The sequence below is a fragment of the Geosporobacter subterraneus DSM 17957 genome (assembly GCF_900142145.1).
Lineage (GTDB): Bacteria > Bacillota > Clostridia > Peptostreptococcales > Thermotaleaceae > Geosporobacter > Geosporobacter subterraneus.
This window is the reverse complement of sequence record NZ_FQZV01000013.1, coordinates 62,599-89,025: the sequence shown is the minus strand read 5'-3', so window position 1 is coordinate 89,025 and position 26,427 is coordinate 62,599. Positions and strand designations below refer to the sequence as shown.

Below are 26,427 nucleotides of genomic sequence, written 5' to 3'. Positions count from 1 at the left end.
ATTAAGTAAAGCCTCAAAAGAGAAACCCTTAGGACCACGTTTACAGGGTTGAATTTGAAAAGCTTGTAGTAAAATGGAATAGTCAATGAAAGTCAAAATAGCCTGTAATTTTGTTAATGGTTGAAGTTCAATAATTTGATCTAAAGTAAATAAAGTTGTTTGCCGATACATAATTTGCAGTCGCCCCTTTCTGTGGATTTTTTTTACAAATTATTTATCGGATTGGGGTAGACTGTTTTTTTATATTTTTGAAACATTGTTATTTCAAGGCTTAAAAATTATGAAATTTACTCAAGTATATATGATGTATTAACAGGAGTATTTAACTTCAACTATTTTGAAAACAAGATTAAAGAATATAAAGAAAAGAAACTCATTAAACTTGGTTTAATTATGTGTGACTTAAACGGCCTTAAATTTATTAACGATGCATTAGGACATTCTAGTGGAGATGAGTTTTTAAAAAGCTTTGCCGATATTTTAAAAAAATCCGTAAGGGGAAACGACATAATAGCCAGAATAGGTGGAGATGAATTTGTTGTAATACTTCCTCAAATAAATGATAGAGAAGAAATAAAAAAGATAATGGAAAGAATTAAAGAAAATATAGAAAAGTACAATGAATCTATCCGAAATAAAATTTTAAGATTGTCAGTAGCATTAGGATGCAGTATAGGAGACAATAAAGAAATTGATGAAATCTTAAAAGAAGCCGATGATACCATGTATAGAAACAAGCTCTTAACAAAAGAAAGCAGCAAAAGGCAATTATTAAGTGTTTTGATGGCTATGTTATCAGAAAGGGATTTTGTTACATCAGGTCATACCCAAAGGGTAGCAGATCTGTGTAAAAAAATTGCACAAAAAATACAATTAGATGAAGATAAGAAAAACAGATTAATCCTTTTAGCTGAAGTCCATGATTTAGGGAAAATTGTAATACCTGACCATATACTTAAAAAGCCGGGAAAATTAACTGATGAAGAATGGGAAATCATGAGAAGCCATACAGAGAAGGGCTACCGATTTGCAATAAACTCCCATGAACTTTCAGGGGTTGCAGATTTGATACTCAAGCATCATGAAAGATGGGATGGTAAGGGTTATCCTCTAGGATTAAAAGAGGAGGACATTCCTATTGAGTGTAGAATTTTATCCCTTGTAGATGCTTATGATGCCATGACAAATCTAAGACCCTATAACAAGGTTAAATCCCATGAAGAAGCTGTAGAGGAAATAAAAAGATGTAGTGGTACTCAATTCGACCCTTACCTTGTTGAAATATTTGAAGAAGTTATAGAAAAAGCTTCCTAAAATATTAGATATGTTCTCACTTGCAGATAGTGCTAAAAATACTATAGATATATTCCCTTTTACCGATACCCCTAATGACATTAATTCTATCCTATCAAGCCACGTGGAAGTGGTTGTGAGGATTATAAAACAGTAGAATCTATAGATTAAGAAGTAACACCACTTTATGTTGTTATGCCGCCACCAAAGAGACCTGCACCACCGCCAAAAGTAAAAGTAAAGTTGAGTGTAGTGGTTGGACTGATAAAAATGGTAAGTTCTGCTGAAGGAGATAATCTTCTGGTTCCAGGACTATAGCTAACATCAAATGGGATTCCGGCTTGGATAAGCAAACTAATGGCTGCTTGAAGTTGTACAACTTGAACGGAGCTGCTTCCCAAGAGACTGGTAAAAGTTTCTGAGGCTAATAGCGCAGTTAGCTCTTTGTTGATATTTGTCATTCCTTCATTCTCCTTCCTCTGATTCTAGTATATCTTATGCTTTTTTTGAAAAGTTGATAAACATTCCGATAAAGTTGTGCAAGTGTCCTATGAAAAGGGGGTAATATCAGATGAAACAAGGAAATAGGGTGGTTTTAGGGCTGTGCAGGTTGGTGATTGCTGTTTTTCTGCCTTTGGTTTTATTAATATCCATTCTACAGTTTTACACCTTCAATATAGATTTCTATCTAGCTACTTATGAAAAGAATAACGTGCAGGAAACTACCGGTATGGATATAGCGGATTTAGAAAGGGTTACCATCAAGCTGATGGATTATTTGAAAGACCGGGAGAATGATCTAAATATACAGGCCAATATCCGTGGAGAGAACCGTGAGGTTTTTGGAGAGCGAGAAAAACTGCATATGATTGATGTGAAGTTTCTCTTTTTACAGGCATTTTCTTTAAGGCGGTGGGGCCTTTATCTTATAGCGGCAGCTGCTGTAGGGATGTTTCTCCTTTCCAATAGCTCCAGGCAGGAGATTTATAAAAGTTTATTATGGTCTGGATTGGTGCCTCTTGTATTTGCATTGATTTTGCTAATATTGATGCAAATTGATTTTAATAAGTATTTTACCCATTTCCATGAGATTTTCTTTGACAATGATCTTTGGCAGCTGGATCCGGAGAAGGAAGTATTGATTCAGATGGTGCCTTTAGAATTTTTTACTGAAATCAGCAGGAAAATTTTTAGTTGGTTTTTATGCATTCAGTTGGCATTGTCAGCGACAGCATATGGTATGCTGAGATCTAAAAAAATAAATGCATAAATATAAGCAGCCAAAACTATTTTGGCTGCTTATATTTTATATGTTTTCTATAGATGCTGTTTTACTGATTGGCCTCCTAAGATCATCAATGAGAACATTCAACGCATCGGCTAATTTTTCGACGGTCTTAAAGCTGGGATTTATTTTATCTCCTCTCTCAATTTCTTCAATATAGCTTTTCGATATATTGCTGCGAACTGCCAAATCTAAAGAAGTATACCCTTTCTCTGTGCGCAGGCTGCGAATTTTCATGCCATCGATCATGCAAAATCCTCCTTATCGATAAGATTTTATATATGAAATTGTCAAGATAAAGATGATCGTACCTATTTTTATATATGTTTATAATCTGCGGATTATGTATAAGCATATCATAGATTCATTCTCACATAATAAAAAAACTGTTAAATCTTATTTAAAATCTTATAAAACCTATTGTTATTTTTATAGGAAAGATTTATAATGATAGCAGAACATATGAATATATGTACATATAATAAATTAAAAGGAGATGGGATTATGGCGAACAGCAATGAAGACAGCTGCAGCTGTACAGTCATTCATAACGATACTGTAGAAAAGGTAAAGAGAAAAATGCCAGTGGAAGAAACGCTATATGATTTAGCAGAGCTGTTTAAGGTTTTTGGGGATACTACACGGATAAAAATACTATGTGCTTTGTTTGAGTCCGAGATGTGTGTATGCGATATTGCAGCTTTGTTAGGAATGAATCAGTCGGCCATATCCCATCAATTGCGGGTCCTGAAGCAGGCCAGACTGGTGAAATATAGAAGGGATGGAAAAATCGTATATTATTCCCTGGATGATGAACATATCAAGCAAATATTCGACCAAGGGTTTAACCATATTTTGCATAAGTAGAAAAAAGGGGGAGAAAACAGTGATAGGTGTCGCAAAAAAAGAAATTCTACTGGAAGGATTAGATTGTGCCAGTTGTGCTTTGAAAATTGAGGAACGGATCAGCCATGTTGAAGGTGTTCTGTCTGCATCTTTGAATTTTATTACCAATGTTTTAACCTTAGAAACAGCTGATGATGCAAACATTGATCGAATCAGGGTAGAAATAGACGCTATTGTCCATAGTCTTGAACCCCATGTGGTTATCAGAGAAATGAATATAGAGGATATAGAAGAGGAGCCGATTGAAGCGGAAGCCTATAATTGGAAACAACATATTCCCTTGGGAATAGGAGTCATATTATTCCTAGTTGAGATTATGGGAACTTTTCCAGTTTATATAGAACTTGCTCTATTTGTTTCAAGTTATTTGTTGATCGGTGGTGAGGTTCTTTGGAGGGCACTGCGGAATATTGGGCAGGGTCAGCTGTTTGACGAAAATTTTCTGATGAGTATTGCTACATTAGGAGCCTTTGTGATTGGAGAATATTCTGAGGCAGTAGCGGTTATGTTGTTTTATCAGATTGGTGAGCTGTTTCAGGATCATGCCGTAAATCAATCAAAAAAATCCATTAAAGCACTATTGGATATCCGTCCTGATTCGGCAAATTTAAAGCTGGGAGAAGAAATTCAAACTGTAAGACCCCAATCAGTAAAAGTTGGCGATAGGATTGTGGTAAGGCCTGGAGAGAAAATCCCACTGGACGGAAAAGTCCTGGAGGGGATATCCAGTGTAGATACATCGGCGCTAACGGGAGAATCCGTGCCTAGAAATCTAAAGCCAGGGGATCAGGCCTTAAGCGGCATGATCAATATCAATGGATTGCTTACAATCCTGGTTGAGAAGACCTTCGGAGAATCAACGGTATCGAAAATATTAGAGTTGGTTCAAAATGCTGCAGCAAAAAAAGCGCCTACAGAAAACTTTATCACTAAATTTGCCAAATATTATACTCCTGTAGTTGTGTTTACTGCCATAGGAATTGCTGTTTTACCGCCCCTATTGATCTCTGAAGCTTTATTTTCCCCATGGATATACAGAGCCCTGATATTTTTAGTAGTGTCCTGTCCTTGTGCGTTGGTCGTGTCCATACCATTAGGCTTTTTCGGAGGAATCGGCAGTGCATCAAGAAACGGAATACTGGTAAAGGGAGGAAATTATCTGGAAGCTCTAAATGATGTAGATACCATTGTGCTAGATAAAACCGGCACATTAACAGAAGGAGTGTTTACTGTTAAGGAGATTTATTCTACTGGTTTGTTGGATTCAGAGACCCTTTTGAAATATGCGGCATACGGTGAAAGTTATGCCAATCATCCAATCGGCAAGTCGATTCTACAAGCCTATGGTCAGGAAATAGAAAGATCCCGCATCAAGGCCTTTGAAGAAATTCCGGGCTTAGGCACAAAAACAATACTGGAAGATAAAGAAATACTACTGGGAAGAGGCAAACTCTTAGAAAATGAAGGCGTTGCATTCGATAGAACAGAAGTACCTGGTACGATCGTTTATGTTGCCGTCGATAGAGCTTATGCAGGGTATATCGTAATTGACGATTCAGTCAAGGAAGATGCACTGCCCTTGATTAAGGGATTAAAGCAATTAGGAATAAAGCGGATTGTCATGTTGACAGGAGATCATAGAGCAGTTGGGGAAGCAGTCGGTGCTTCCTTGGGGATTGCTGAGATTCACACAGAACTGCTTCCCCACGAAAAAGTAGCAGTATTAGAAAAACTGGAGAATGAGAAGAAAAACAAGGAGAAAATTCTCTTTCTTGGGGATGGTATCAACGATGCTCCAGTGCTGGCAAGGGCTGATATCGGCGCTGCCATGGGCGGGTTAGGCTCTGATGCCGCCATTGAGGCGGCTGATATGGTGATTATGGATGATGCTCCTTCTAAGTTGATTCAGGCCATAAAGATTGCGAGAAAAACAAGGAAGATCGTTTACCAAAATATTGTTTTTGCCCTAGTAGTAAAAGGCGTAGTACTGATTTTAGGGGCCGGTGGTTTGGCTACCATGTGGGAAGCTGTATTTGCAGACGTGGGAGTAGCACTGTTGGCAATTCTGAATGCATTGCGCATTATGAAAATAGAGGAGACTGCATAATCTAAACAGTGGAGCTCTGATGTGATCATCAGAGCTTTCTATATCTGTTTTATAATCAATATTAAACCAATTAAAAAGGCATCAGCTTATAGGGTTTGGGTATAATATATATAAACGATATAGAAAAGGATGTAGGTATGATGGAACAGAATAAAGTAGAAATCTTACAGACGATTAAGCGGCTGCCTGCCTATACAAAACTGCTCTACCACTTATACAGAGATCCGGCCATGACAAAAACGCAAAAAGTCCTCTTATACGGTACTTTAGGATACATGATTTCACCAATTGAGCTGGTACCGAGTATCGTTCCTGTTTTAGGCCAAATTGATGATCTGATTATTATTCTGACGGTTCTTAAAAAGGTGCTTCAGATGAGTGACGAAGAAAAGGCGAATCATCTGTTGCTGGAGCATGGTCTTTCCTTTGAGATGATTGATGAAGATATTGCAATTAGCAAGGAAACTGCAAGAAGATTTGTAGCAGGGGCTGGAAAGGTCTTAGGCAGAACCTTGATATTTGCAGGGAAAGCCACCTTTTATTTAGGAAAAGGCATTATGTGTGGGGTTAAAAAGATTTAAAAAGGTATTGTAATTTTGTGAAGAATGTAGTAAAAATAAATAGTACAAGATTAATGAGAGAGGATGAGAGTATTGCATAATCCAGTAGTACAAATTGAGATGGAAAACGGAAATAAAATAAAGGTCGAGTTATATCCGCAGATTGCTCCCAATACAGTACATAACTTTATTTCTTTAGTAGAAAAGGGCTTTTATAACGGTTTGATCTTTCATAGAGTAATCCCAGGCTTTATGATTCAAGGGGGATGCCCTCAAGGCAGCGGCACCGGCGGGCCTGGTTATCATATAAAGGGAGAATTTATGAGAAATGGTTTTAAAAACGAGCTAAAGCATACTCGTGGTGTAATATCTATGGCAAGAGCCGGGCATCCGGATTCTGCAGGATCTCAGTTTTTTATTATGCATGAGACATCACCTCATTTAGATGGGCAGTACGCAGCCTTTGGAAAGGTTATTGAAGGGATCGAGGAAGTGGATCGGATTGCAGGAAGCAAACGCAACTTCAACGACAAACCTGTGGAGGACCAAAGAATGAAGGAAGTAACTGCAGACCTATTTGGGATAGTATATCCGGAACCGGAGAAGCTTTAGGAGATGGGATCGAACCTATCTCTTTTTCATTGCCAATCAATCAAAAGAAATGCCCGGGCAAGTTAAGCAAAAGGGGTAGCTTAACTGCCGGGGAGTAAATCGGGGGAAATTATGGAACAGTTAGATGTGCGCAAGGATATATTAAAAATTGCTTGGCCGGCCATTCTGGAAATGACCTTACACACACTGGTATGGACGGTAGATACGGCTATGGTGGGAAGACTAAATCCTGCTTCTATTTCTGCTGTGAGTTTAGGGGCACAGATCATGTTTATTACCATGATGATTTTAGGCGCAGTAGGTGTTGGAGCAACGGCTCTGGTGGCAAGAAATATTGGAGCAGGAGACACCAGAAGGGCAGGGAAGATTGGTGCACAAGCCCTTTCCATAGGTGTTGTAATCAGCATTACCGTGACACTGATAGGTATGATATTTGCTAAAGATATTTTTAGATTGGCGGTAAAGGATATGGCCGTAGTTGAGCTAGGGGAAACCTATTTGAGACATGTCCTAATCGGAGGCTTTTTCCTGATTCCTTTTGGGGTAAGCAACGCAATTCTAAGAGGAGCGGGGAAAACTAATTACACTTTGAGAGCTGTGCTATGGGCGAATACCTTCAATATTATTGGAGATTATGTTCTGATATTTGGAAAATGGGGATTCCCAGCCTTAGGCGTTAAGGGTGCGGCCTTAGCTACCGGGCTGGCTCAAGTCCTAGGCGCATTGGTTTCTCTATATTATCTTTTCTCTGGGAAGAGCGGCATTGAGATTTATTTTAGGGATTTGTTTTCTATCGACCGGGATATTTTCAAGAAACTTGTGAACTTGAGCATTCCTGCAGCCTTTGAAATGACAATGAATGACGGAAGCAGGCTGCTTACCGCCATTTGGATCGCCCAGTTAGGCACTGTGCAATTTGCAGCCAATTCAGTGGCTGTCGCTGCAGAATCTCTCTCTTTTATGCCCGGTTATGGGTTTGCTATAGCTGCTACCACGCTGATGGGTCAAAACCTTGGGGCAAAAAATGTTGACAGAGCAAAGGAAAGTGTGGCTAAAGCTGCAAAATATGCTATACTGTTGATGGCCTCCGTAGCTTTTTTATTTCTAACAATACCCTATTTTATCATGAGTTTTTTTACTACGGATCTAGAGACGGTAGCCTTAGCGGCTAAATGTATCCGGGTGGGGGCTTTAGAGCAGGTGCCTATTGCCATTGCCATGGTGGTATCCGGCGCATTGAAGGGTGCTGGAGATACGCAAGGTCCATTCAAAATCTCTTTAGCTACGAACCTAGGTGTTCGACTGCCCTTGATATTCTTAATCGTTTTTGTATTTAGGCTGAATATCGTTTATGTATGGCTGGCAACGGCATTGCAGTATATGCTGGAAGCAGTGCTGATGGTGATGCGCTATAGAAGAGAAGGATGGAGACTTTTAGAGTTGAAATAAAGGAGTCCGGACCAAATGGCCTGGACTCTTTATCTATTATAGTCTATTGCTTGAACCTAATACATTTCGGATCTTGTGCTGAACCATTTCTTTAATAGCAGTTCTGCCTGGGCCTAGGTATTTACGAGGGTCAAACTCTGAAGGATTTTCAACAAAGACTTTACGGATAGCAGCTGTCATAGCAAGTCTTAAGTCTGTATCGATATTTACCTTACAAACTCCCAGTTGAGCAGCCTGTCGGATCATATCCTCAGGAACTCCTTGAGCTCCAGGAATATTACCGCCATATTGATTGCAAAGAGCTACAAATTCAGGCAGCACCGTTGATGCACCATGCAGTACCAAAGGTGTATTTGGAAGAAGCTTTGTAATGGTTTCGAGTCTCTGGAAATCTAATTTTGGTTCTCCCTTGAATTTATAAGCACCATGACTTGTACCGATAGCGATGGCCAATGAATCTACACCGGTTCTTTCTACAAACTCAGCAGCTTGATCAGGATCAGTAAAAGCAGCATCCTTTTCGCTTACATTTACATCATCTTCAATTCCTGCCAGTTTGCCAAGTTCTGCTTCGACTACAACACCCTTAGCATGAGCATACTCTACAACCTTCTTTGTCAAGGCGATATTTTCTTCGAATGGGTGCTTTGAACCATCAATCATTACTGAGGTAAAACCATCGTCGATACACATTTTACAAATTTCAAAGTCTTCACCATGATCTAAATGAAGCACGATATGTAATCCGCTGTCTTCAACAGCTGCCTCAACCAATTTTCTTAAATAGATTGGACTGGCATATTTTCTTGCTCCAGCAGATACCTGCAGGATCAGGGGAGATTTTTCTTCCTTTGCTGCGTCTACAATTCCCTGAATAATTTCCATGTTGTTGACATTGAATGCTCCGATTGCATATCCGCCGGCATAAGCATCCTGAAACATTTTAGTTGACGTTACTAATGGCATTTTGAGTCCTCCTCTATCATTAGAATTAATTAAATATATTTAGAAAATATATTAGACATAATAAAGTGAGAGTTGGAATGAATTTACATCCACATTCAACTGTAATTATATAACAATAAATTAAAAAATACTACAAAAAATTGCTATGAAGAATGTGATTTATACTGTAAAATATAATAAAAGGAGATGTAATCCAGCAGGGCAAAAAGACATCTTAGAAAGTGCAGGTAACCTATGAAGCATTATTGGATTTTTCCTAGAGCGATCAAATATGTGATTATATTTTCCATTGTTACTCTGGGTACACTTGATCTAAAACCGATTGCTATCACTAGTTTTCTACTTTTGCTATCTGTTTTATTCTTTTATAGGAGCCCTAAAAGAAATGTTGTTCAGAATCAGAATGGCATCCTATCCGTAGCGGACGGCGTAGTGACGGATGTGATGGAGGTTTTGGAAGATGAGTATATTGAGGGTGAAGGGGTAAAGGTTTGCATTGCTTCTTCGATTTTCGATGTACATGTAACCCGGAATCCTATTGAAGGGGAAGTGAATTACGCCAGTTACCGCAAGGGAAATATATTTATGAGAAATGGTAATACTGGACGACGGCAACGGGAAGAGTATACTATAGGTATTCAAGGTGAGAAGACCCGTGTATTGCTGCATCAGGTATCAGGTTATTTTGGCAAAAAAATTTTTTCTTGGATTTGGAATGGACATAGGGTCCAACAAGGAGAAATATCTGGACATAATAAATATGGTGCATATTATGAGATGGTACTGCCTAAGCAACAGGTAGAAATAAAGGTAACAAAGGGTGACCGTGTACAGGCAGGATTAACAACGATAGGGGTGGTTAAATATGAAATATAAATGTCATATCCCGAATCTGTTTACATTATTAAATTTAGCAATGGGAATTTTGGCAATCATTTCTGTTTTTTATGATCAATACGGTACTTCTGCATTTTTAATTATTACAGCAGGTGTTTTGGATCGTCTGGATGGACAGTTAGCAAGAAAATTAAATGTTGTAAGTGACTTTGGCAAGGAATTGGATTCACTTTGTGATCTGATTTCCTTTGGTGTAGCACCAGCTATATTAATGTGGCATTTAAACTTAATGGAAACTGGAGCATTGGGAATTGCTGCAACAGTTTTATTTGCGGTTTGCGGCGCATCTCGTTTAGCAAGATACAATATTACGGAGTTTGAAGGCGTATATATGGGAATACCTATAACCCTTTGCGGCGGTATTGTGGCCCTTATGTCTTTATACTCTACCAGATTTACTACTAGTATGCCCTTCATGCTGGTTTCCATGTTATTTTTGTCCTACGCTATGGTATCTAAGCGTATAAAATTGAAGAAGCGGTAATGTACATGCCCACCAACAGGTGGGTATAATTATGCCTTATATCCGGAAAAGATACTGAGTAATAAAAGAAAGAGGAGATTTATCATGCGCCTTCCTGAACAGTTTTTGTATAAAATGAAGAAGTTTTTGCAGGACGAATATGAAGCTTTTCTGGCCTCCTACCAGGAGCCAAAGACACAAGGAATCCGAATCAATACCCTGAAAATATCTGTTGAGGAATTCTTGAAAATTTCACCTTTTAAATTAGATCCCGTTCCGTGGTGCAAGGAGGGGTTTTATTATCAGGAAGAGGACAGGCCTGGTAAACACCCCTATTATCACGCTGGTCTGTATTATATTCAAGAACCCAGTGCTATGATTCCTGCTGAGATTTTAAGTCCTATGGCTGGAGAGAGAATTCTTGATGCATGTGCTGCTCCTGGCGGAAAGACTATTCAAATAGCCAATAAAATGAATGGAATGGGCATCTTGGTCTCTAATGAAATTAATCTCAACCGTGTAAAGGCTCTAATTCGAAACGTTGAGCTGTTTGGAGTGGCCAATGCTGTTGTAACCAATGTTCCTGCTGAAAGGCTCTTAGATTATTTTGAGAGCTATTTTGATAAAATCCTGGTAGATGCACCTTGTTCAGGGGAGGGAATGTTCCGCAAGGATGAATCCATGATCAAAAGCTGGGAAAAGCAAGGTCCTGAGTATTACGTTCCCATTCAGGCTGAAATATTGGATGCTGCCAGTAAAATGCTAAGGAAAGGCGGAGGTGTCGTCTATTCTACCTGTACTTTTTCTGCCGAGGAAAATGAAGAGGTTGTAGAAACCTTTTTACAAACCCATAAAGACTTTCAGCTGAAATCGATCGACAACTTCCCTGACCAATACATATACGGTGAGAGCATATCAAAAAATATTAATAAATATGGGAACCTTTCCATGAGGCTATGGCCTCACCGCATAAAAGGAGAAGGTCATTTTGCAGCATATTTAGAAAAGGATAACGGGAAAAACTTCGTTCAGGCAGATTCTCAATATCAAAAAGGTGTTGCAGTGCCTAAGGAATTTCAAGAATTTGTTGAAAAAAATTTAAACATATCTTATGGAGGACCTTTCGAAATGCATGGAGAGCAGCTTTATCAGGTACCGAAAGGCCTGCCGGTGCTGAAAGGTCTAAAGATATTAAGATCGGGCTTATTATTGGGGAGTTTAAGAAAACAGCGATTTGAACCTAGCCAAGCCATGGCAATGACACTGAAAAAGACGGATGCGAGAAGAGTTGTAGACTTTAGCAGCAATTCCCCGGAGGTAATTAAATATCTAAAGGGTGAAACACTGCATATTGATGGAGAGAAGGGCTGGACTTTAGTCTGTGTGGATGGTTTTCCATTGGGATGGGCCAAGCAAACAGGAGATTTATTGAAAAATGAATATCCTGTAGCATGGAGAAGGTTGGATTAGGAGGTTTATATGGCGAAAACGCAGAGATTGGATAAACTTTTAAGCAATATGGGCTATGGAACAAGAAAAGAGATTAAAGGCATCGTAAAAAAAGGTTGGGTGCTTGTAAATCAAAATGTAGTAAAGGATAGCAGCCGGCACGTAGACCCTTATCAGGATAAGATCATAGTTAATGGAGAAGAACTAATTTACAAGGAATACATATATATCATGATGAACAAGCCTCAGGGGGTAATTTCTGCAAGCTTTGATCCTAGGATTGAAACCGTTGTGGATTTGCTGCCGGAGAAATATCAGATATATGACCCTTTTCCTATCGGAAGATTAGACAAGGATACAGAAGGATTGCTGCTGATCAGCAACGATGGAAAGCTCTCTCATGAACTGCTCTCACCTAAAAAACATATTCCAAAAACTTATTTTGCAATTGTAGATGGCAAAGTAGACGAGGAAGATGTAGCACGCTTTAATGAAGGAGTAGTATTAGAAGATGGGTATAAAACGCTGCCCGGACAGCTGCGAATTTTAAAAAGTGCTGAATTGTCAGAGATTGAACTGACAATCTACGAAGGAAAATTTCATCAAGTTAAGAGGATGTTTCTTGCAGTAGGAAAGACTGTTACCTATCTAAAACGGATATCTATGGGAAATCTAAAGCTGGATGAAAACCTGGAGCTGGGGGAATTCCGTGAGCTTACAGAAGAAGAACTGGACATCTTAAGAACGCGATAAAGGGTGAAGCATTGGCCTCACCCTTTTTAGTTTTAAAAAACAACTTCCGCAACTATGTAGGAAGCTGATCATTTGTTAGTACTCATCTTCCTCCAAGCTATCCTTTTGGTCATTTTCGTCGTCGGATTGATGGGCATCCAGAGCACTCATCAATTTCATCATCTGAGCCATTTTCTTTACATTATCGATATTTTTTGCTTGTTCCTCTGGCAGAATTGGTTTAATTACTTCAAGCATATTTGAAATTTGATCCGTATAATCCCCGCTCTGCTCTGTTGACAGCTTCTTTTGCTCATCCATTTTTGTCTTTATTTCCCTAACCTTTTCTACCATGGTCACCATGTTTGCTACATTTTTCAACTGTGCTTTTTGATCTTCACCCAGATGGCTGCCGAAAATGTCGACAAATTCCTTAATGACGCCTAAATTCAGCTTGTTAGCTGAATTACCGGCACGGGGCATACTTCTCATAACGCCGCTGATATTGTTTATTTTTTTAACGCTATCCAGCATAAGTGTTAACTTATCTAATAATGCAGGATCAAGCCCCTGGGATGCAGAAGGCTGCACTTGTGGTCTTGGTATAGGCTGAGGACGAGGAAGCAAAGGTTTTTCATTCTCTTGGGAAAAAGGCTGCAAACCTTTATTTTTCATATACCAGAGAAAGAATACAGGTATAAGAAATAAAAGAATCCTCTTATTTCCAGGATTGTTCCACTGGGCAATACTCATTTCTTGTTCTGACAGCGTTAAATCTTCATAGGGGATCGGAAGAAAATCGTTCATAATGCGCCTCCCAATTATTCTATCGGATGATAGGCCTTTGTTTCAGCATATGCAGAACCACAGCATAGTGTTACTGGAAGCCGTTGTAATTTATGACATAAAAAATAATAGTCCCACATAGATTTATATGAAGCTTTGCTTTAGCAAAGGAGGTGCTGTGATGAAAGAAGTAAACATGGACCAGATAAGGGCACTAGTAGAGCTGGTAGGAGGAACACATTTAAAAGATGAGCATTTACATATGCTGGAAGAACTCATGGAGCTCTACGAGGGAAAAACAGAAGAGAGTATTATGGATGAGTTGGTTTTATTGAATATGATGATCAATCAAGATGCTGCAACCTATCAGAAACAATTAAACTTGCTGGAGCAGATGCGCTATTTCATGAATGAAGATCAGAAAAAGCGGTTGGACTATGTGATGAAATACATTCATAAAAATTCATCGATAGAGGATGAAGCATAAATAAGTAAACCCCTCAATGAGGGGTTTACTTATGCCTATAAATTTAAGCTTATATGTAGTCTATCGTTTTGTACCGGTTATGATATAAATGATATCATCAAGAGGTGTCCCAGAGGGGATATCGAAGGTATCAGATTTTAGTTTTGAAGCTAGTTTCAGTTCTTCTACTCTTGCAACAAATTTTGCTGTATTATCAATGAGTCCTTTATCCTTTAAAATTTTTGCTATTCCCGCCCCTGAGGCGCCGCTGGGAATCTCTACCCGTATAACAGCTGATGTAGCAGGTGCAGGTTTAGAGGGCGTAGTTTGTTCAGGCCCAGGAGCCGGTTGTGTCTGTGGAGCATTTTGCTCCGGTGGGGAAGCATCCTGTGTATCCTCAACCGTAGTTTGTCCGCTTTCTTCAGGTGTAGAGCTAATGGCGATGATTTCTTGATTATCAGGTACATCTTTGCCTTTCGTAGATTGGTCTTCACCGCTTTGCTGTTCAATTTCTGTAAAAATCGATCCTTTTTCTCTGGTATAGGCAAGAGAATCTGTTACCTTCCACGTGATTACTGTAGACATGAAGAGAATAATCACAAGAGCCAATAGTATATCGCTTGTTTCATATAATAAATCCTTCAGCTTCTCAAACATATTAACACACCTTCCCTATAGATCGTCCTTCATTAAGGATAACATAATATAGGGCGGATTTTCAAGAATAATTGGGAGCAAGGGAGAATTTGGGGGCATTAACTTGGGGAAATAGGTTTTGTACATAAAAACATAAATTATGATACAATATAAAAATCAGAGGATCATTGCCTATAGAATGAGAATGTAGATTGAGGGGTGACTTGATTGAAGGAAATAGTGATTGGCAGGAATGAAGTAAATCAGAGAATAGATAAATTCTTAAAAAAATATTTACCAAAGGCCTCTCTAAGCTTTTTATACAAAATGCTTCGAAAAAAGAATATTAAAGTCAATAATGGCAAGGTAGAGCCCCAGTATATTTTAAAGGCTGGGGACTCCATACAATTGTATTTTAGTGAGGATACCATTCTTAACTTCCAAGAGGAAAAGAAAATTTATGATGTGGATATGGAGTTTCATATCTTATATGAAGACCAGAGTATTCTTTTGGTGAATAAACCAGCAGGATTATTGGTGCATGAGGATGCCAAAGAAAGTAAAAATACCTTGGTCAATCAAGTGATTAAATATCTCTATGATAAGATGGAATACGATCCAACACATGAGAAAACCTTTGTACCTGCTAGTATTAACCGGATTGATAGAAATACTAGCGGAATCGTTATTTTCGGGAAGAATTACGAGTCAGTACAGAATTTAAATGAAATGATGCGCCAAAAGGATGCTGTCAGAAAATACTACCGGACCATTGTCAAGGGAAGTATGACGAAACCCCAGGAGCTTTCGGGATTTTTGTGGAAGGACGAAAAGCTTAATCTGGTGAAGGTTGTGGAGCGGCATCGGACTGGAGCAAAGGAGATCCGTACAAGATTAAAACCTATAAAAAGCAATGGAAGCTTTAGCCTGTTGGAGGTAGAAATCATTACCGGACGTAGCCATCAGATTCGACTCCATTTATCCTCTATAGGACATCCTATCATAGGAGACGCAAAATATGGAGATCCTAAAATAAACAAGGGATTTCGCGATAAATACAACCTGAATAATCAGCTGCTCCATGCATATAGGATTGTTTTCGAAAAGGCTGTCGGTACAATGCAGTATCTTCAGGGAAGAGAATTTGTCTGCCCCTTGCCGGAAATATTTCATCAGATTGAAAAGGATTTATTTTAAAAGGCAAAAGGATAACCTTAGGATTATCCTTTTGCCGTAATATATTTTACTCACATTTCAAAAGGGAAAATACTGGTATCAATTCACCGATAATATCCTTGCGATGATTATACAGTTTAGGCTTCCAGCGGGGCTCCAACTGCTTGAATTCTTCCGGCGTAATAAAGCCTAAAGTTTTTAGGATATCAATAATAACCGGATCTATGGCACGATAATTTCCATCATCAATCTTCAAGCAAATGCCAATTCCTTGATCTACAATGCCTACACAATAGACGGATTCAGCACCTAATTTAGCCACGATGCGGCCATTCGTAATCTGCATTAGTACAGTGTCGAGACGATCTGTTCCAGCTACATAAAAGGGATGACGAATCATAGCATTCAGTATTTTTCGCAAAGCAGCCCCGCGTTTGGGAGGAAAATAGCTTTCCGGCTTTGAAAGCCGGGCATAGGCTAGGGCCATTTCATTAATACCCATCCCAAAAACCGGTACACCGCAACCGTCCACGGCGACCTTTACTTCCTCTAAGGGCATATTACAGGATTCTGCAATGACATGATGCATCATTTGCTGGATAGGATGATCTGCAAGGATATAGTTTTCTGTAGATATAGAAAGAAGGTCTCCGAGGGCCAGCATAGCCGCATGTTTACCGGAGCAAGCGTTATTAACTGAGAGGTAATCCTTCCCTTCTCTCAGAAGCTTTGATGCTGTATCTCCATGCATGGGAACGGCAATGCCGCAGTCCAGTTCTGCTTCCTTTCGGTGAATTTTATCTAAAATACCTCTTACTGCACGAACATGAGCTTCTTCGCCGCCATGGGAAGAAGTCATTAATGCCAATTCTTCTTGTGTAATATTATATTTTTCAATACCCCCGGATTCTACAAGGGGGATCGCCTGAAAAGGCTTTGCTGCTGAGCGCCAAAAAGTGAAACGATAGGGATCACCTACCTTATAGAGAAGTTTCCCATCTCCATTTATAATTGCTACATCGCCATAATGACGACTTTCTACATAACCACCCCTGGTAACCTGAACTAACAATTCAGACATCCTATTCCCTCCTGTTAAAAAAATATTTCTTCTATTATTTATTATAAATGATTCGTTTTGTAAATGAAAGACAGGCTGAAGGGTAAGATGATTGTAGAAAATAAGGATTAGTGGTAAAATAGTGAATAGCAGGTCTGGAAGAGGAGATGTTTAGATGAAGAAAGAGATTATGGAATGGATTAAAACGATTGCGCTGTCTGTATTAATTGCCCTTGTGATTACTACGTTCATACGGCCAACCTTGGTAAAGGGTTATTCGATGTATCCCACCCTGGATCAATATGATTATTTAATTATTAACAAGATACCATATATGTTGCATGAACCCGAGCGGGGAGATATTGTTGTTTTTAAATCCCATTTAAAAACCTTTGAGGGAAAAGAAAAGGATTTAATTAAGAGAGTGATTGGTCTCCCGGGAGATCATGTAAAAATAGCTGAGGGACAAGTGTTTGTGAATGAAGAACTGCAGCATGAGCCCTATACAAATAGTTTATATACACCGGGAGAGGTGGATACGGTTGTTCCGGAGGGGATGATTTTTGTGATGGGGGACAATCGGGAAAATAGTATGGACAGCCGGGATGAACGGGTCGGCCCCGTAGAAATCGAAACCGTTAGAGGAAAAGTTCTGGTAAGATTGTACCCTTTTACAAAAATTGGAAAGATCCAATAGAGACTCAGACAGAAATGTCTGAGTTTTTCTTATAGAACACTCGTTTATTTTTGAGCAGAATTGTACATGATAAATACAGATAAAGATGAAGGAGGTATTTATTATGAAAGTAAGAGAATTGATGACAACCAATGTATCTTATGTTAATCCAAGAACTTCGATCACTCAGATTGCCAAGCAAATGGAAGAATTAAATGCAGGATGCATTCCTGTTTGCGATGAAGAAAAACATGCGCTGGGAATCGTAACCGACAGGGATATTGTAATCCGAAGTATATCCCACGGAAATGCCAATGCAAGTGCACAGGATGTAATGACCGAAAATCTTGTGTATGCATCGCCGGATATGGATGCCCATGAGGCAGCAGATCTAATGGCTCGCAACCAAATCCGAAGACTCCCTGTTGTAGAGAACGGGAAGCTGGTTGGCATATTGGCCATAGGAGATCTGGCTACACAAAATATATATATCAACGAAGCTGGAGATGCGTTGAGTGATATTTCTAAGCCAAGCAGACCACAAATGTAGTTTGATTGAAAGTTCCTGTAGAAATACAGGAACTTTTAATCTTTTCTAGAAATAACTATTATAACTTTATAGAGGGTATAATAGTTATTGATTTCACATAATCTGATAATATATTGAGAAAGGGGACGATAGGCGAGTCATGAAAAGCGATAAGAAGATAAAATTATCAATGGGAGATCAGAAGGAGATGGAACTGCCTGAGGGAATAACCCTGCTGGAGGTTAGCCGACAGGTACAGGCAGACTATCCTTCTATTATTGTGGCTGCAAAGGTGAATAATCGTTTGAGAGAATTAGGATATGCTTTACATAAAGACAGTACCGTTGAATTTCTAGACCTGACGAATTCCGATGGTATTCGAATCTATCAAAGGAGCTTAGCATTTGTATTTATTCGGGCCTCCATGGAGATTTTTTCAGGCTGTAAGGTAACTGTGGAGCATTCCTTGAGCAAAGGACTTTACTGTGAAATTCACTATAAAAGGCCCATTGTTGAAGACGATGTATTGAAAATCGAATCGAGAATGCGGGAGATTATTGAGGAAGATGTACCTTTTGTCAAGGATAGCATCCCAATAGAACATGCTAAGCAAATCTTTAATGAACTGGGTTTTGATGCAAAGACAAAACTGCTTGATTTTAGGGAAAAACCTGAGATTAATATTTATAGCTGTGGGTGGCTAAAGGACTATTTCTATGGGTATATGGTGCCAAGTACAGGTTTTTTAAAGCTATTTAAATTGAAGTTCTATGATCCCGGTGTCATTATTCAATATCCTGAAAAAAGCAATCCGACACAAATACCTGAGTTTAAGGAGCAAAGCAAGCTGGCCAGTATTTTTAGAGAAGCTGAAAGATGGGGCCAGATTATGGATGTGGCCTATGTTGCCAATCTTGATGAGCGTATCCGAAACAAAAATTATGATGAACTGATACGGGTTGCAGAAGCATTACATGAGAAAAAGATTGCACAAATTGCAGATATGATTACTGAGACCAAAAAACGCATTATTCTGATTGCAGGCCCATCCTCATCGGGTAAAACTACCTTTGCACAGCGATTAGCCATACAGTTAAAGGTAAATGGTCTGAAACCGGTATCTATCTCTACCGATGATTATTTTGTCGACCGGGAACACACACCGAGAGATGAGTTTGGCGAATATGACTTTGAGGCTTTAGAGGCAGTAGATATTGAGTTGTTTAACGAGCATCTGTCTAAACTCATCAATGGATATGAAGTAGAAATTCCTACCTTTAATTTTCACACAGGACAGCGTGAATACCGTGGAAATATAATGAGAATCTCTGAGGATCATCCAATCATTATTGAAGGAATTCACGGATTAAATGAAAAATTGACACAGGATATTCCACATGATAAAAAATTCAAGATTTATATTAGTGCTTTAACTCAATTAAATATTGATGATCACAATCGGATTCCCACTACAGATACCCGCCTGCTGCGTCGTATCGTTCGAGACAGCAAATATAGAGGGCATTCCGCACGCAATACCCTTAGCCGGTGGAACTCAGTACGAAGGGGAGAGGAAAAGAATATTTTCCCTTATCAAGAGGGAGCCGATGTAATGTTTAATTCGGCGCTCATCTATGAACTGGCAGTTCTGAAAAAATATGCGGAACCACTCCTAAAAGAGATTCATAAAAATGAGAAAGAATTTTCCGAGGCCAAGCGCCTGCTTAAATTTCTAAGCTATTTTCTATCCATTGAAGATGAATCAGTGATTCCGCAAACCTCTATCATTAGAGAATTCATTGGAGGAAGCTGCTTTCACGATGAGGGATAGTCTGGTTTTGAATAGATATCCTAAAATATTAGCCTATTTCTATGTAAAACCATTGACGAATGGCAGGTCTTGTCTTAAAGTAGAAGTTGCAATAGAAAAAGAAGGGTAGGGATCGACATGCAGCTTTTGCTAAATGAACTAGTAGAGAAAAACCGTCAATGGGTCCACTTTGGAAAAGTGGCAACCTATATTCCAGAGTTGAAAAATGCCAATCCAAACGCCCTTGGGATAGTCATTGTTGATATCGAAGGGAATGTGTACAGAGCAGGTGATTATAGAGAAAAATTCACCATGCAGAGTGTTTCAAAACCAATAACTTTAATGCTGGCTTTAATGGACCGGGGAGCAGAATTTGTTTTTGAAAGAGTGGGTATGGAGCCTTCCGGTGATGCCTTTAACTCTATGAGAAAGCTAGAAACCATTAACCCGTCAAAACCACTAAATCCAATGATTAATGCCGGTGCCATAGCTGTTACCTCTCTGATTTTGGGGAATAGTTATGAGGAGAAATTTCAAAGGATATTAGATTTATTTCGAAAAATATCGGGGAATCCGAACCTGCAGATTAATGAAAGCGTTTATTTATCAGAGAAACGGACAGGAGACCGAAACCGCTCTATGGCTTACTTTTTAAGAGATGTAGGCATCTTGGAAGGGGACGTGGAAAGCATCCTGGATTTGTATTTTAAGCAATGCTCCATTGAGGTAGATTGTGAGGATATTGCACGTATCGGTGTATTCCTGGCAAACCAGGGGATTATGCCAGATACTAAGGAGCAGGTGGTACCGAAGGAGATTACCCAGATTGCTAAGACCTTTATGGTAACCTGCGGCATGTATGATGAATCAGGAGAATTTGCCATTAATGTAGGGGTGCCCGCTAAGAGTGGTGTAGGCGGAGGAATTATGTGTGCTGTACCAAACAGAATGGGTATCGGTGTAATGGGCCCGGCCTTAGACCCCAAAGGCAATAGCATTGGTGGGCTGAAAATGCTGCAAGTTCTTTCAAAGGAACTGTCTTTAAGCATTTTTTAGGAACAAATGGCTGTTAATTTAGTGGATAACATATGAAAAGGGTGGTAATGTGGAACTGGATCAGATATTGCGCAGTCGGTCTTCTGTTAGAAATTATGATAAGAAAAAAGTAGACCCATCGCTGCTGAAAAAAATCATCGCTGCAGGGGAAAATTCAAAAGCCCTATATGAGGATATCACGCTTCACTTTTTACTGTTAGAAGATGGTCAAGAGGCGGCAAGAAAGATGTCGGGCTATGCAGGATATTTTGGAAAGACTATCGAAGGACCCCACTATGTTGCTGCTGTCACAGCGAGTAAGAAAGGCTATCTTGAAAATTTGGGATACCGTATGGAGCAGCTCATGGTGACTGCTTTTCAAGAGGGGCTGGGAACCTGCTGGATTGAGGTACTGCACCATGAAAGCAAAGCTAAGGCATTATTGCATATTGATGATCCTGATTTACTGCTATTAGCCCTCACACCCATTGGTTATCCCAAAGTAGGTATTGGCGAAAAATTAGTAAAAAGCATTATCGATGAAAAATCTGCAAGAGAGAACCTTTATGAGATGCTGCATTGGGGAACATGGAACAGTAAAAAGGGGGAATCAGATCAGGAACCTTGGGTTTCTGTGCTGGAGAAAGTTAGATTTGCACCTTCATGGGCGAATCAGCAGCCATGGCAATTTATTATTGATGGAGATACTTTGATCTTAGCTGTTATGAGGGAGAAAAAAGACGGCTTGAATCGAAATCGAATTGATGGCGGAATTATAATGTTCTATATTGAGGCCATGGTTCGACAAAAAGGGATGAATGGCAAATGGGTGGGACCAAAGGAAGGTGTGGAAAAGAAGTATAAAATTCCGGAGAACTACGAGATCATAGGAAGTTTTTCCTTGAATAATGCCTTTGAATAGGGGCATTATTTTTTTATGAAATTCTTCAGGAAAGAAAATGTTTCATAAGATGCAATTTTAATAAAGATTTTCAGAGAAATAAAGAGGGAATTTAGGGGTAAATGTAGAAATTTTTTACATATCAAAAATGTATGTCAAAAGGAGCTGAATCTTTTGTTGAGTACAAAAGAGAATAAGCGAAAGCTTGATTTTAATTATATATACCTATTCTTGACGACTGTAGGTTCTTTGGTTGTTTTTAAAATCGCCGGATTATTTGATGCGAGCATTTATAGGATTCTGGGAACGAACTTGTATTTAAGCTACCATACCCTATTAGAGTTTGCCAGTATTGTCATTTCCTTTATCCTATTTACTATAACCTACTATACCTATAGTAAAAATCATAGAATTAGGCTTCTGGTTTTCGTCAGCGTTTTTTTCATTACGGGCACAATTGATTTTTTCCATACCATGAGCTATAACGGTATGCCGGTTTTTTTTACTGCAAGTTCTATTCCAAAAGCAACTACTTTTTGGATGATCTCTAGGCTGATTTTGGCCTTTGGGTTGCTGATATCCGGCTGCATTCCCTATAATCTCAAGGGCAATTTGCCGCGAAAGTATTTTTTGATGGGCAGCATTGTCACTGCAATAGGACTATTCTATATAGTTACATACCAGATAGATTGGTTTCCTCCTTTGTTCATAGCAGGTCAAGGTTTGACCCCTCTAAAGATTCTGCTTGAATATGTGGTAATGTTTTTATTTGGCATAACTGCTGTACTTTATGTACGGGACTATCGAAGGACCCACAATAGAATCTTTATTATATTTGCTTCCGGTCTCATTTTAGGTATCTTTACAGAAGCTGCCTTTACGATTTATAAAAGTGTCTATGATACCTATAATTTATTAGGACATGTTTACAAAATACTCAGTTCGTATCTTTTATTCAGGGCAGTCTTTATTTACAACCTGGATACTCCATATTATGAATTGGAAAAGGCAAGAGAACAGATTAAGCTATATGCAGAAAATCTGGAAAAAATAGTAGCTCGACGAACTGCAGAGATACAAAAAGCGAATGAAAAGATGCTGGAAGATTTGGAATATGCCAAGAGGATTCAACAGTCCCTCTTGCCACCGAAAGAGCTTAATATCTATGATGTTAAATTTGTTTCCCAGTATATTCCTTGTGAAAAGCTCAGTGGAGATTTTTATCATATCCATGCAATTGATGAAGATAATATAGGGATGTTTATTGCAGATGTAGCAGGCCATGGGATTTCAGCGGCAATGATGACATTATTTGCCGATCGTGTAATGAAACCTTCCAAAATCCCAGCACGATTTTTAAGCAACCCATCGCCCAATAAAATGATAAAACACATGTATATGGAATTTAATAAATCAGATTTTCCAAATGAAATGCATATCGTAATGTTTTATGCAATATACAACAGAAAGACAAGAGTTCTTGCCTATTGCTCAGGAGGGATGAATTCGCTGCCCTTATTGGTAAGAAAGAATGGAGAACTAGAAATTTTGGACAAAAGTATGGGATTCCCAATTTGCAAATTTGGAGATCTGTTTGAACCGGATTTTCAAAAAGCTGAGGTCAAGCTAGATAAAGGAGATCGGGTTCTTTTTTATACCGATGGATTAACTGAAGATTATAAGGATCATGTACCTGTTCCGTTAGAACATTTAGAAAAAATATTAATAGAGAATCTCCATCAGCCATTAATAAGCTTAAATGATGTAATATTGGATGAAATAAGAGAAAACACCAAGGATATTCCTAATGAGGATGATATCACCTATTTTATCATGGAGGTATAATAAATTTTCCATAAAAACCAAAAGTGTTTTTTGACAATTTCAATAAGTCATACTATAATATTAGATATATAATTTTTTGCACTAATATATGGAATTTTATATAAAAAAGTATTTTCATATTATAATGAAGCTACTGGTAAAGAAAAATAATAGGATGAGGGGTAAGGGATATGAAAGATGTCTTAGTATTAAGGGAATTGGAGCAAATTAAAGCGATTTCACATCCTTATCGGATTGAAATAATTGAATGCTTTGAAGAGGATCAGGCAGCAACAGCAAAGCAAATAGCCGATAAATTAGGTGAACCCCACGCTAAAATCAACTACCATATAAAAACTTTGCAAAAAGTGGGTATTCTTGAATTGGTTGATGAACGGGTTAAGTCTGGTATCATAGAGAAGTATTATTTACCTGCTGCAAGAACCTTTGTGATCGATAAGAGTATTATGAATTCAGGGGATAAAGGGGTGATTGAATCTCTGAATCAGGCCTCTATGTCAATCTTCGAAAACATTAGCAATGATTTCTACAAGGCTCTAGAAAACGCCAATGAAAAGGAACATCCAAAGCAAATGCTGCATTTTAATGATTACTATTTAACCGTAGAGGAAACGGAAGAATTCAAAATGCTTCTTAGCGAAACAATTGAGAATTTTATCAGAGATAAAAAGGATAAGACAAGAGAAAATACAAAGGCTTATTCGGTTTCGGCATTGATTATTCCCCGAATTAGAAAGAAAAAATAATGGATTGAAGCAGTGATGATTCACTGCTTATTTTTATGCAAAAAAGAAAAAGATGTTTTCTGATAAAATAATATGGGAATTATATAGAATAAGTAATTTAAGGGAGGAAAAGAATCGTGTTAAATATCGGTGCTCACTTAACCATATCCAAGGGATATGAAAAAGCTGCACAGGAAGCGATATCTATCGGTGCAAACACTTTTCAGTTTTTTACAAGAAATCCAAGAGGTGCTAAAGCCAAGGCATTAGACTTGGAGGATGTTAGAAAACTTGATCAAATCTGCAAGAAACATAATTTTTCATCCTTGCTGGCTCATGCACCCTATACTTATAATTTTGCTTCGCAAAAAGAAGATATCTGGAGTTTATTCAGCACTCGGCCATAGACGGAAAGCCCATCCTCTTGGAAACGCCCAACGAGGCAGAAGGATATGCAGCAGAAATTCAACTACTAAAAGATCACTATAAAGGATAGCCTTTCAGCTATCCTTTAGCTATTTTTGCGTATGCAAACCAATATAATTGCAAAACCTATAGATGGATTGTTGGAATATCCATAAGGATTCTACAGGGAGTGACATATATGAATGGATTTGCAGCGAGCATATTAGCCGGGATGTGTACTGGAATTGGAGCGCTTCCATTGATTTTTGTAAACAAAATATCAAAGGTTTTTGAGGATTTTTTACTTGGATTTGCAGCAGGAATCATGTTGTTTGCAGCATCCTTTAGCTTGATTCTTCCGGCCTTAGAGCAAAAACAAATCTTTCAGGTAATAATGGGCCTTTTAGCCGGGGCTGTATTAATCGGCGTGATTGAAAAAATTATTCCCAATATAAATATGGGTCAGGTACGAAATACAGATTTTGAGAGTAAGGTTTTGGCAAAAACGATTATGATGGTTACAGCCATTGCCATTCACAATATTCCAGAAGGCTTTGCTATTGGGGTAGGCTATGCCACAGGAAGCCAAGAGAGAGGAATCGTGCTGGCCATGGCTATGGGGATACAAAATGCTCCTGAGGGGCTGGTTGTCTCAGCACCCTTAATAGAAAAAGGTTATTCTAAAAGCAAGGCGATATTATTTGCATTTTTTGCAGGAATCGGAGAACCCATTGCTGCTGCAGTCGGAATATTGGCAGGAAAGGTAATACAACCCTATATGCCTTTTACTTTGTCTTTAGCAGCGGGAGCTATGTATTATGTCGTATCCCATGAGTTAATTCCAGAAAGCCACTGCCATGGTAATCAGGTAAAGGCTACTTTTGGCGTTATTGCAGGGTTTGTCGTTATGCTCCTTATCGAACATTACATTGTCAAGTAGGTATCTCCGGAAAACTTTATATAAAATTAATCATCATTTTGAGCGTAAAAACCATCTCTCTATTCATATAATAAATCAATCGCAATTTTAGAGAGGGTAGAGTAAGCCTTATAAAAGGCTGAATCCTTGGAGACAATACGGAGGAGATCTTGGTTAGGACGTGATATGATGATTGACGAAATAATGCGATTGATAAAAACTTTTCTAATTGCCATCGTTCTGGGACTCTTTTTTGAGAAATTTGTATTTGGCTTTACTATTGTACAGGGCTTGTCCATGTATCCTACCTTAAATAATCAGGATAAGCTATTTATCAATAAATTTGAATATCAGCTGCATAAGCCAAATCAGGGAGATATTGTCATTTTTATCCCACCCATTAGAGACAGGAAGAAAGAATTGTTTATCAAGCGCGTCATTGCAGTAGAAGGAGATCTGTTTGAGATCTTGGATGGAAAAATCTATGTTAACGGTGAAGAGATTAAGGAAGAATATACAAATGGAGAGGCATATGAGGATCGGGACTATCCTGTTACTGCAGGCGTTGTTCCAGAAGATATGGTTTTTGTATTAGGAGATAATCGAAATGACAGTAATGACAGCAGATGCTTTGGATTTGTACCGGTAAAATCTATAAAAGGAAAGGCAGAGTACAGAATATGGCCTATAGAGGCTATGACAGCCTTTTCGAGTAAATAAAGATTGCCAAATGAAAGCA

At 38.6% G+C, this 26,427-nt stretch carries 29 protein-coding genes; 23 read left to right on the top strand and 6 right to left on the bottom strand.

Features of this window, described 5'->3' with window-relative positions:
* Window positions 1-255 precede the first annotated feature (255 nt).
* Entirely contained in the window at window positions 256-1,314 is a 1,059-nt protein-coding gene (locus BUB56_RS06010) for a bifunctional diguanylate cyclase/phosphohydrolase (RefSeq protein WP_330392572.1), read from the top strand.
* Between the two features lie 164 nt (window positions 1,315-1,478).
* Here BUB56_RS06010 and BUB56_RS06005 read toward each other — a convergent pair whose 3' ends face one another.
* Window positions 1,479-1,754, bottom strand: coding sequence for a hypothetical protein (locus BUB56_RS06005; RefSeq protein ID WP_110940465.1), 276 nt, complete (start codon window positions 1,752-1,754; stop codon window positions 1,479-1,481).
* A gap of 110 nt (window positions 1,755-1,864) precedes the next feature.
* Here BUB56_RS06005 and BUB56_RS06000 point away from each other — a divergent pair, with 110 nt between their 5' ends.
* Complete coding sequence (locus BUB56_RS06000; protein ID WP_110940464.1) at window positions 1,865-2,563, top strand: TIGR01906 family membrane protein; 699 nt, start codon at window positions 1,865-1,867, stop codon at window positions 2,561-2,563.
* A 36-nt stretch (window positions 2,564-2,599) separates the two neighbouring features.
* Here BUB56_RS06000 and BUB56_RS05995 read toward each other — a convergent pair whose 3' ends face one another.
* Window positions 2,600-2,827, bottom strand: a complete 228-nt coding sequence (locus tag BUB56_RS05995; protein WP_110940463.1) for a helix-turn-helix domain-containing protein — start codon at window positions 2,825-2,827, stop codon at window positions 2,600-2,602.
* A 255-nt stretch (window positions 2,828-3,082) separates the two neighbouring features.
* Here BUB56_RS05995 and BUB56_RS05990 point away from each other — a divergent pair, with 255 nt between their 5' ends.
* The 5 genes from BUB56_RS05990 (at window position 3,083) to BUB56_RS05970 (ending at window position 8,212) form a co-directional block, all read left to right on the top strand.
* Window positions 3,083-3,445, top strand: coding sequence for an ArsR/SmtB family transcription factor (locus BUB56_RS05990; protein ID WP_110940471.1), 363 nt, complete (start codon window positions 3,083-3,085; stop codon window positions 3,443-3,445).
* Window positions 3,446-3,464: 19 nt separating this feature from the next.
* Window positions 3,465-5,591 (top strand): heavy metal translocating P-type ATPase, encoded by a 2,127-nt coding sequence (locus BUB56_RS05985; protein WP_242946230.1) that lies wholly within the window; start codon window positions 3,465-3,467, stop codon window positions 5,589-5,591.
* 140 nt (window positions 5,592-5,731) lie between these two features.
* Entirely contained in the window at window positions 5,732-6,172 is a 441-nt protein-coding gene (locus BUB56_RS05980) for a YkvA family protein (protein ID WP_190014253.1), read from the top strand.
* Window positions 6,173-6,271: 99 nt separating this feature from the next.
* Window positions 6,272-6,763, top strand: a complete 492-nt coding sequence (locus tag BUB56_RS05975) for a peptidylprolyl isomerase (protein ID WP_456297983.1) — start codon at window positions 6,272-6,274, stop codon at window positions 6,761-6,763.
* Between the two features lie 111 nt (window positions 6,764-6,874).
* On the top strand, window positions 6,875-8,212 hold the full coding sequence (locus BUB56_RS05970) for an MATE family efflux transporter (protein WP_110940459.1): 1,338 nt from the start codon (window positions 6,875-6,877) through the stop codon (window positions 8,210-8,212).
* Between the two features lie 36 nt (window positions 8,213-8,248).
* Here BUB56_RS05970 and fba read toward each other — a convergent pair whose 3' ends face one another.
* Entirely contained in the window at window positions 8,249-9,178 is a 930-nt protein-coding gene (gene fba / locus BUB56_RS05965) for a class II fructose-1,6-bisphosphate aldolase (protein ID WP_110940458.1), read from the bottom strand.
* Between the two features lie 234 nt (window positions 9,179-9,412).
* On the opposite strand from fba, the gene BUB56_RS05960 reads away from it, so the two are divergent.
* The 4 genes from BUB56_RS05960 (at window position 9,413) to BUB56_RS05945 (ending at window position 12,740) form a co-directional block, all read left to right on the top strand.
* Entirely contained in the window at window positions 9,413-10,054 is a 642-nt protein-coding gene (locus tag BUB56_RS05960; RefSeq protein ID WP_110940457.1) for a phosphatidylserine decarboxylase, read from the top strand.
* Entirely contained in the window at window positions 10,044-10,559 is a 516-nt protein-coding gene (pssA, locus tag BUB56_RS05955) for a CDP-diacylglycerol--serine O-phosphatidyltransferase (RefSeq protein WP_110940456.1), read from the top strand. Before BUB56_RS05960 ends, pssA begins: the two co-directional genes overlap by 11 nt.
* A gap of 84 nt (window positions 10,560-10,643) precedes the next feature.
* On the top strand, window positions 10,644-12,008 hold the full coding sequence (locus BUB56_RS05950; protein WP_110940455.1) for an RsmF rRNA methyltransferase first C-terminal domain-containing protein: 1,365 nt from the start codon (window positions 10,644-10,646) through the stop codon (window positions 12,006-12,008).
* Between the two features lie 9 nt (window positions 12,009-12,017).
* Window positions 12,018-12,740 carry a pseudouridine synthase gene (locus BUB56_RS05945; RefSeq protein WP_110940454.1) on the top strand — a complete coding sequence of 241 codons (723 nt, stop codon included), beginning with the start codon at window positions 12,018-12,020 and terminating at the stop codon, window positions 12,738-12,740.
* Window positions 12,741-12,815: 75 nt separating this feature from the next.
* Here the strand turns inward: BUB56_RS05945 and BUB56_RS05940 are convergent, their stop codons facing one another.
* Window positions 12,816-13,526: a hypothetical protein gene (locus BUB56_RS05940; protein WP_110940453.1), complete on the bottom strand. Its 711-nt coding sequence runs from the start codon at window positions 13,524-13,526 to the stop codon at window positions 12,816-12,818.
* A gap of 160 nt (window positions 13,527-13,686) precedes the next feature.
* Between BUB56_RS05940 and BUB56_RS05935 the strand changes: the two genes are divergently transcribed.
* Complete coding sequence (locus BUB56_RS05935; protein ID WP_110940452.1) at window positions 13,687-13,992, top strand: hypothetical protein; 306 nt, start codon at window positions 13,687-13,689, stop codon at window positions 13,990-13,992.
* A gap of 60 nt (window positions 13,993-14,052) precedes the next feature.
* Here BUB56_RS05935 and BUB56_RS05930 read toward each other — a convergent pair whose 3' ends face one another.
* Window positions 14,053-14,628, bottom strand: a complete 576-nt coding sequence (locus tag BUB56_RS05930; protein ID WP_110940451.1) for a hypothetical protein — start codon at window positions 14,626-14,628, stop codon at window positions 14,053-14,055.
* 207 nt (window positions 14,629-14,835) lie between these two features.
* Here BUB56_RS05930 and BUB56_RS05925 point away from each other — a divergent pair, with 207 nt between their 5' ends.
* On the top strand, window positions 14,836-15,804 hold the full coding sequence (locus BUB56_RS05925; RefSeq protein WP_110940450.1) for an RluA family pseudouridine synthase: 969 nt from the start codon (window positions 14,836-14,838) through the stop codon (window positions 15,802-15,804).
* A 46-nt stretch (window positions 15,805-15,850) separates the two neighbouring features.
* On the opposite strand, the gene BUB56_RS05920 is transcribed toward BUB56_RS05925, so the two are convergent.
* Window positions 15,851-16,864, bottom strand: a complete 1,014-nt coding sequence (locus tag BUB56_RS05920) for an asparaginase (RefSeq protein ID WP_110940449.1) — start codon at window positions 16,862-16,864, stop codon at window positions 15,851-15,853.
* 154 nt (window positions 16,865-17,018) lie between these two features.
* Here BUB56_RS05920 and lepB (BUB56_RS05915) point away from each other — a divergent pair, with 154 nt between their 5' ends.
* From lepB (BUB56_RS05915) to lepB (BUB56_RS05870), 10 genes are all read left to right on the top strand, one after another.
* The gene (lepB, locus tag BUB56_RS05915) at window positions 17,019-17,540 is read left to right on the top strand and encodes a signal peptidase I (protein WP_110940448.1); all 522 of its coding nucleotides are present in this window, start codon (window positions 17,019-17,021) and stop codon (window positions 17,538-17,540) included.
* Between the two features lie 103 nt (window positions 17,541-17,643).
* A complete protein-coding gene (locus tag BUB56_RS05910) occupies window positions 17,644-18,069 on the top strand; it encodes a CBS domain-containing protein (protein ID WP_110940447.1) in 426 nt (141 codons plus the stop codon).
* Window positions 18,070-18,208: 139 nt separating this feature from the next.
* Window positions 18,209-19,879: a nucleoside kinase gene (locus BUB56_RS05905; protein WP_110940446.1), complete on the top strand. Its 1,671-nt coding sequence runs from the start codon at window positions 18,209-18,211 to the stop codon at window positions 19,877-19,879.
* A gap of 117 nt (window positions 19,880-19,996) precedes the next feature.
* Window positions 19,997-20,914 (top strand): glutaminase A, encoded by a 918-nt coding sequence (glsA, locus tag BUB56_RS05900; protein WP_110940445.1) that lies wholly within the window; start codon window positions 19,997-19,999, stop codon window positions 20,912-20,914.
* Between the two features lie 49 nt (window positions 20,915-20,963).
* On the top strand, window positions 20,964-21,815 hold the full coding sequence (locus BUB56_RS05895; protein ID WP_190014248.1) for a nitroreductase family protein: 852 nt from the start codon (window positions 20,964-20,966) through the stop codon (window positions 21,813-21,815).
* A 153-nt stretch (window positions 21,816-21,968) separates the two neighbouring features.
* A complete protein-coding gene (locus tag BUB56_RS05890; protein WP_110940443.1) occupies window positions 21,969-23,639 on the top strand; it encodes an MASE3 domain-containing protein in 1,671 nt (556 codons plus the stop codon).
* A gap of 170 nt (window positions 23,640-23,809) precedes the next feature.
* The gene (locus BUB56_RS05885) at window positions 23,810-24,385 is read left to right on the top strand and encodes a winged helix-turn-helix domain-containing protein (RefSeq protein WP_110940442.1); all 576 of its coding nucleotides are present in this window, start codon (window positions 23,810-23,812) and stop codon (window positions 24,383-24,385) included.
* 116 nt (window positions 24,386-24,501) lie between these two features.
* Entirely contained in the window at window positions 24,502-24,771 is a 270-nt protein-coding gene (locus BUB56_RS19825) for an apurinic/apyrimidinic endonuclease family protein (protein ID WP_330392570.1), read from the top strand.
* A gap of 197 nt (window positions 24,772-24,968) precedes the next feature.
* The gene (locus tag BUB56_RS05875; RefSeq protein ID WP_110940441.1) at window positions 24,969-25,709 is read left to right on the top strand and encodes a ZIP family metal transporter; all 741 of its coding nucleotides are present in this window, start codon (window positions 24,969-24,971) and stop codon (window positions 25,707-25,709) included.
* Window positions 25,710-25,877: 168 nt separating this feature from the next.
* Entirely contained in the window at window positions 25,878-26,408 is a 531-nt protein-coding gene (gene lepB, locus BUB56_RS05870; RefSeq protein WP_110940440.1) for a signal peptidase I, read from the top strand.
* The last annotated feature ends 19 nt before the right edge of the window (window positions 26,409-26,427 follow it).

What these genes read in the sequence shown, in the direction of transcription:
- BUB56_RS06005 (WP_110940465.1), bottom strand. Translation starts at nt 1,754, where the DNA reads ATGACAAATATCAACAAAGAGCTAACTGCGCTATTAGCCTCAGAAACT.
- BUB56_RS06000 (WP_110940464.1), top strand. Translation starts at nt 1,865, where the DNA reads ATGAAACAAGGAAATAGGGTGGTTTTAGGGCTGTGCAGGTTGGTGATT.
- BUB56_RS05995 (WP_110940463.1), bottom strand. Translation starts at nt 2,827, where the DNA reads ATGATCGATGGCATGAAAATTCGCAGCCTGCGCACAGAGAAAGGGTAT.
- BUB56_RS05990 (WP_110940471.1), top strand. Translation starts at nt 3,083, where the DNA reads ATGGCGAACAGCAATGAAGACAGCTGCAGCTGTACAGTCATTCATAAC.
- BUB56_RS05980 (WP_190014253.1), top strand. Translation starts at nt 5,732, where the DNA reads ATGGAACAGAATAAAGTAGAAATCTTACAGACGATTAAGCGGCTGCCT.
- BUB56_RS05975 (WP_456297983.1), top strand. Translation starts at nt 6,272, where the DNA reads ATGGAAAACGGAAATAAAATAAAGGTCGAGTTATATCCGCAGATTGCT.
- BUB56_RS05970 (WP_110940459.1), top strand. Translation starts at nt 6,875, where the DNA reads ATGGAACAGTTAGATGTGCGCAAGGATATATTAAAAATTGCTTGGCCG.
- fba (WP_110940458.1), bottom strand. Translation starts at nt 9,178, where the DNA reads ATGCCATTAGTAACGTCAACTAAAATGTTTCAGGATGCTTATGCCGGC.
- BUB56_RS05960 (WP_110940457.1), top strand. Translation starts at nt 9,413, where the DNA reads ATGAAGCATTATTGGATTTTTCCTAGAGCGATCAAATATGTGATTATA.
- pssA (WP_110940456.1), top strand. Translation starts at nt 10,044, where the DNA reads ATGAAATATAAATGTCATATCCCGAATCTGTTTACATTATTAAATTTA.
- BUB56_RS05950 (WP_110940455.1), top strand. Translation starts at nt 10,644, where the DNA reads ATGCGCCTTCCTGAACAGTTTTTGTATAAAATGAAGAAGTTTTTGCAG.
- BUB56_RS05945 (WP_110940454.1), top strand. Translation starts at nt 12,018, where the DNA reads ATGGCGAAAACGCAGAGATTGGATAAACTTTTAAGCAATATGGGCTAT.
- BUB56_RS05940 (WP_110940453.1), bottom strand. Translation starts at nt 13,526, where the DNA reads ATGAACGATTTTCTTCCGATCCCCTATGAAGATTTAACGCTGTCAGAA.
- BUB56_RS05935 (WP_110940452.1), top strand. Translation starts at nt 13,687, where the DNA reads ATGAAAGAAGTAAACATGGACCAGATAAGGGCACTAGTAGAGCTGGTA.
- BUB56_RS05930 (WP_110940451.1), bottom strand. Translation starts at nt 14,628, where the DNA reads ATGTTTGAGAAGCTGAAGGATTTATTATATGAAACAAGCGATATACTA.
- BUB56_RS05920 (WP_110940449.1), bottom strand. Translation starts at nt 16,864, where the DNA reads ATGTCTGAATTGTTAGTTCAGGTTACCAGGGGTGGTTATGTAGAAAGT.
- lepB (WP_110940448.1), top strand. Translation starts at nt 17,019, where the DNA reads ATGAAGAAAGAGATTATGGAATGGATTAAAACGATTGCGCTGTCTGTA.
- BUB56_RS05910 (WP_110940447.1), top strand. Translation starts at nt 17,644, where the DNA reads ATGAAAGTAAGAGAATTGATGACAACCAATGTATCTTATGTTAATCCA.
- BUB56_RS05905 (WP_110940446.1), top strand. Translation starts at nt 18,209, where the DNA reads ATGAAAAGCGATAAGAAGATAAAATTATCAATGGGAGATCAGAAGGAG.
- glsA (WP_110940445.1), top strand. Translation starts at nt 19,997, where the DNA reads ATGCAGCTTTTGCTAAATGAACTAGTAGAGAAAAACCGTCAATGGGTC.
- BUB56_RS05885 (WP_110940442.1), top strand. Translation starts at nt 23,810, where the DNA reads ATGAAAGATGTCTTAGTATTAAGGGAATTGGAGCAAATTAAAGCGATT.
- BUB56_RS05875 (WP_110940441.1), top strand. Translation starts at nt 24,969, where the DNA reads ATGAATGGATTTGCAGCGAGCATATTAGCCGGGATGTGTACTGGAATT.
- lepB (WP_110940440.1), top strand. Translation starts at nt 25,878, where the DNA reads ATGATTGACGAAATAATGCGATTGATAAAAACTTTTCTAATTGCCATC.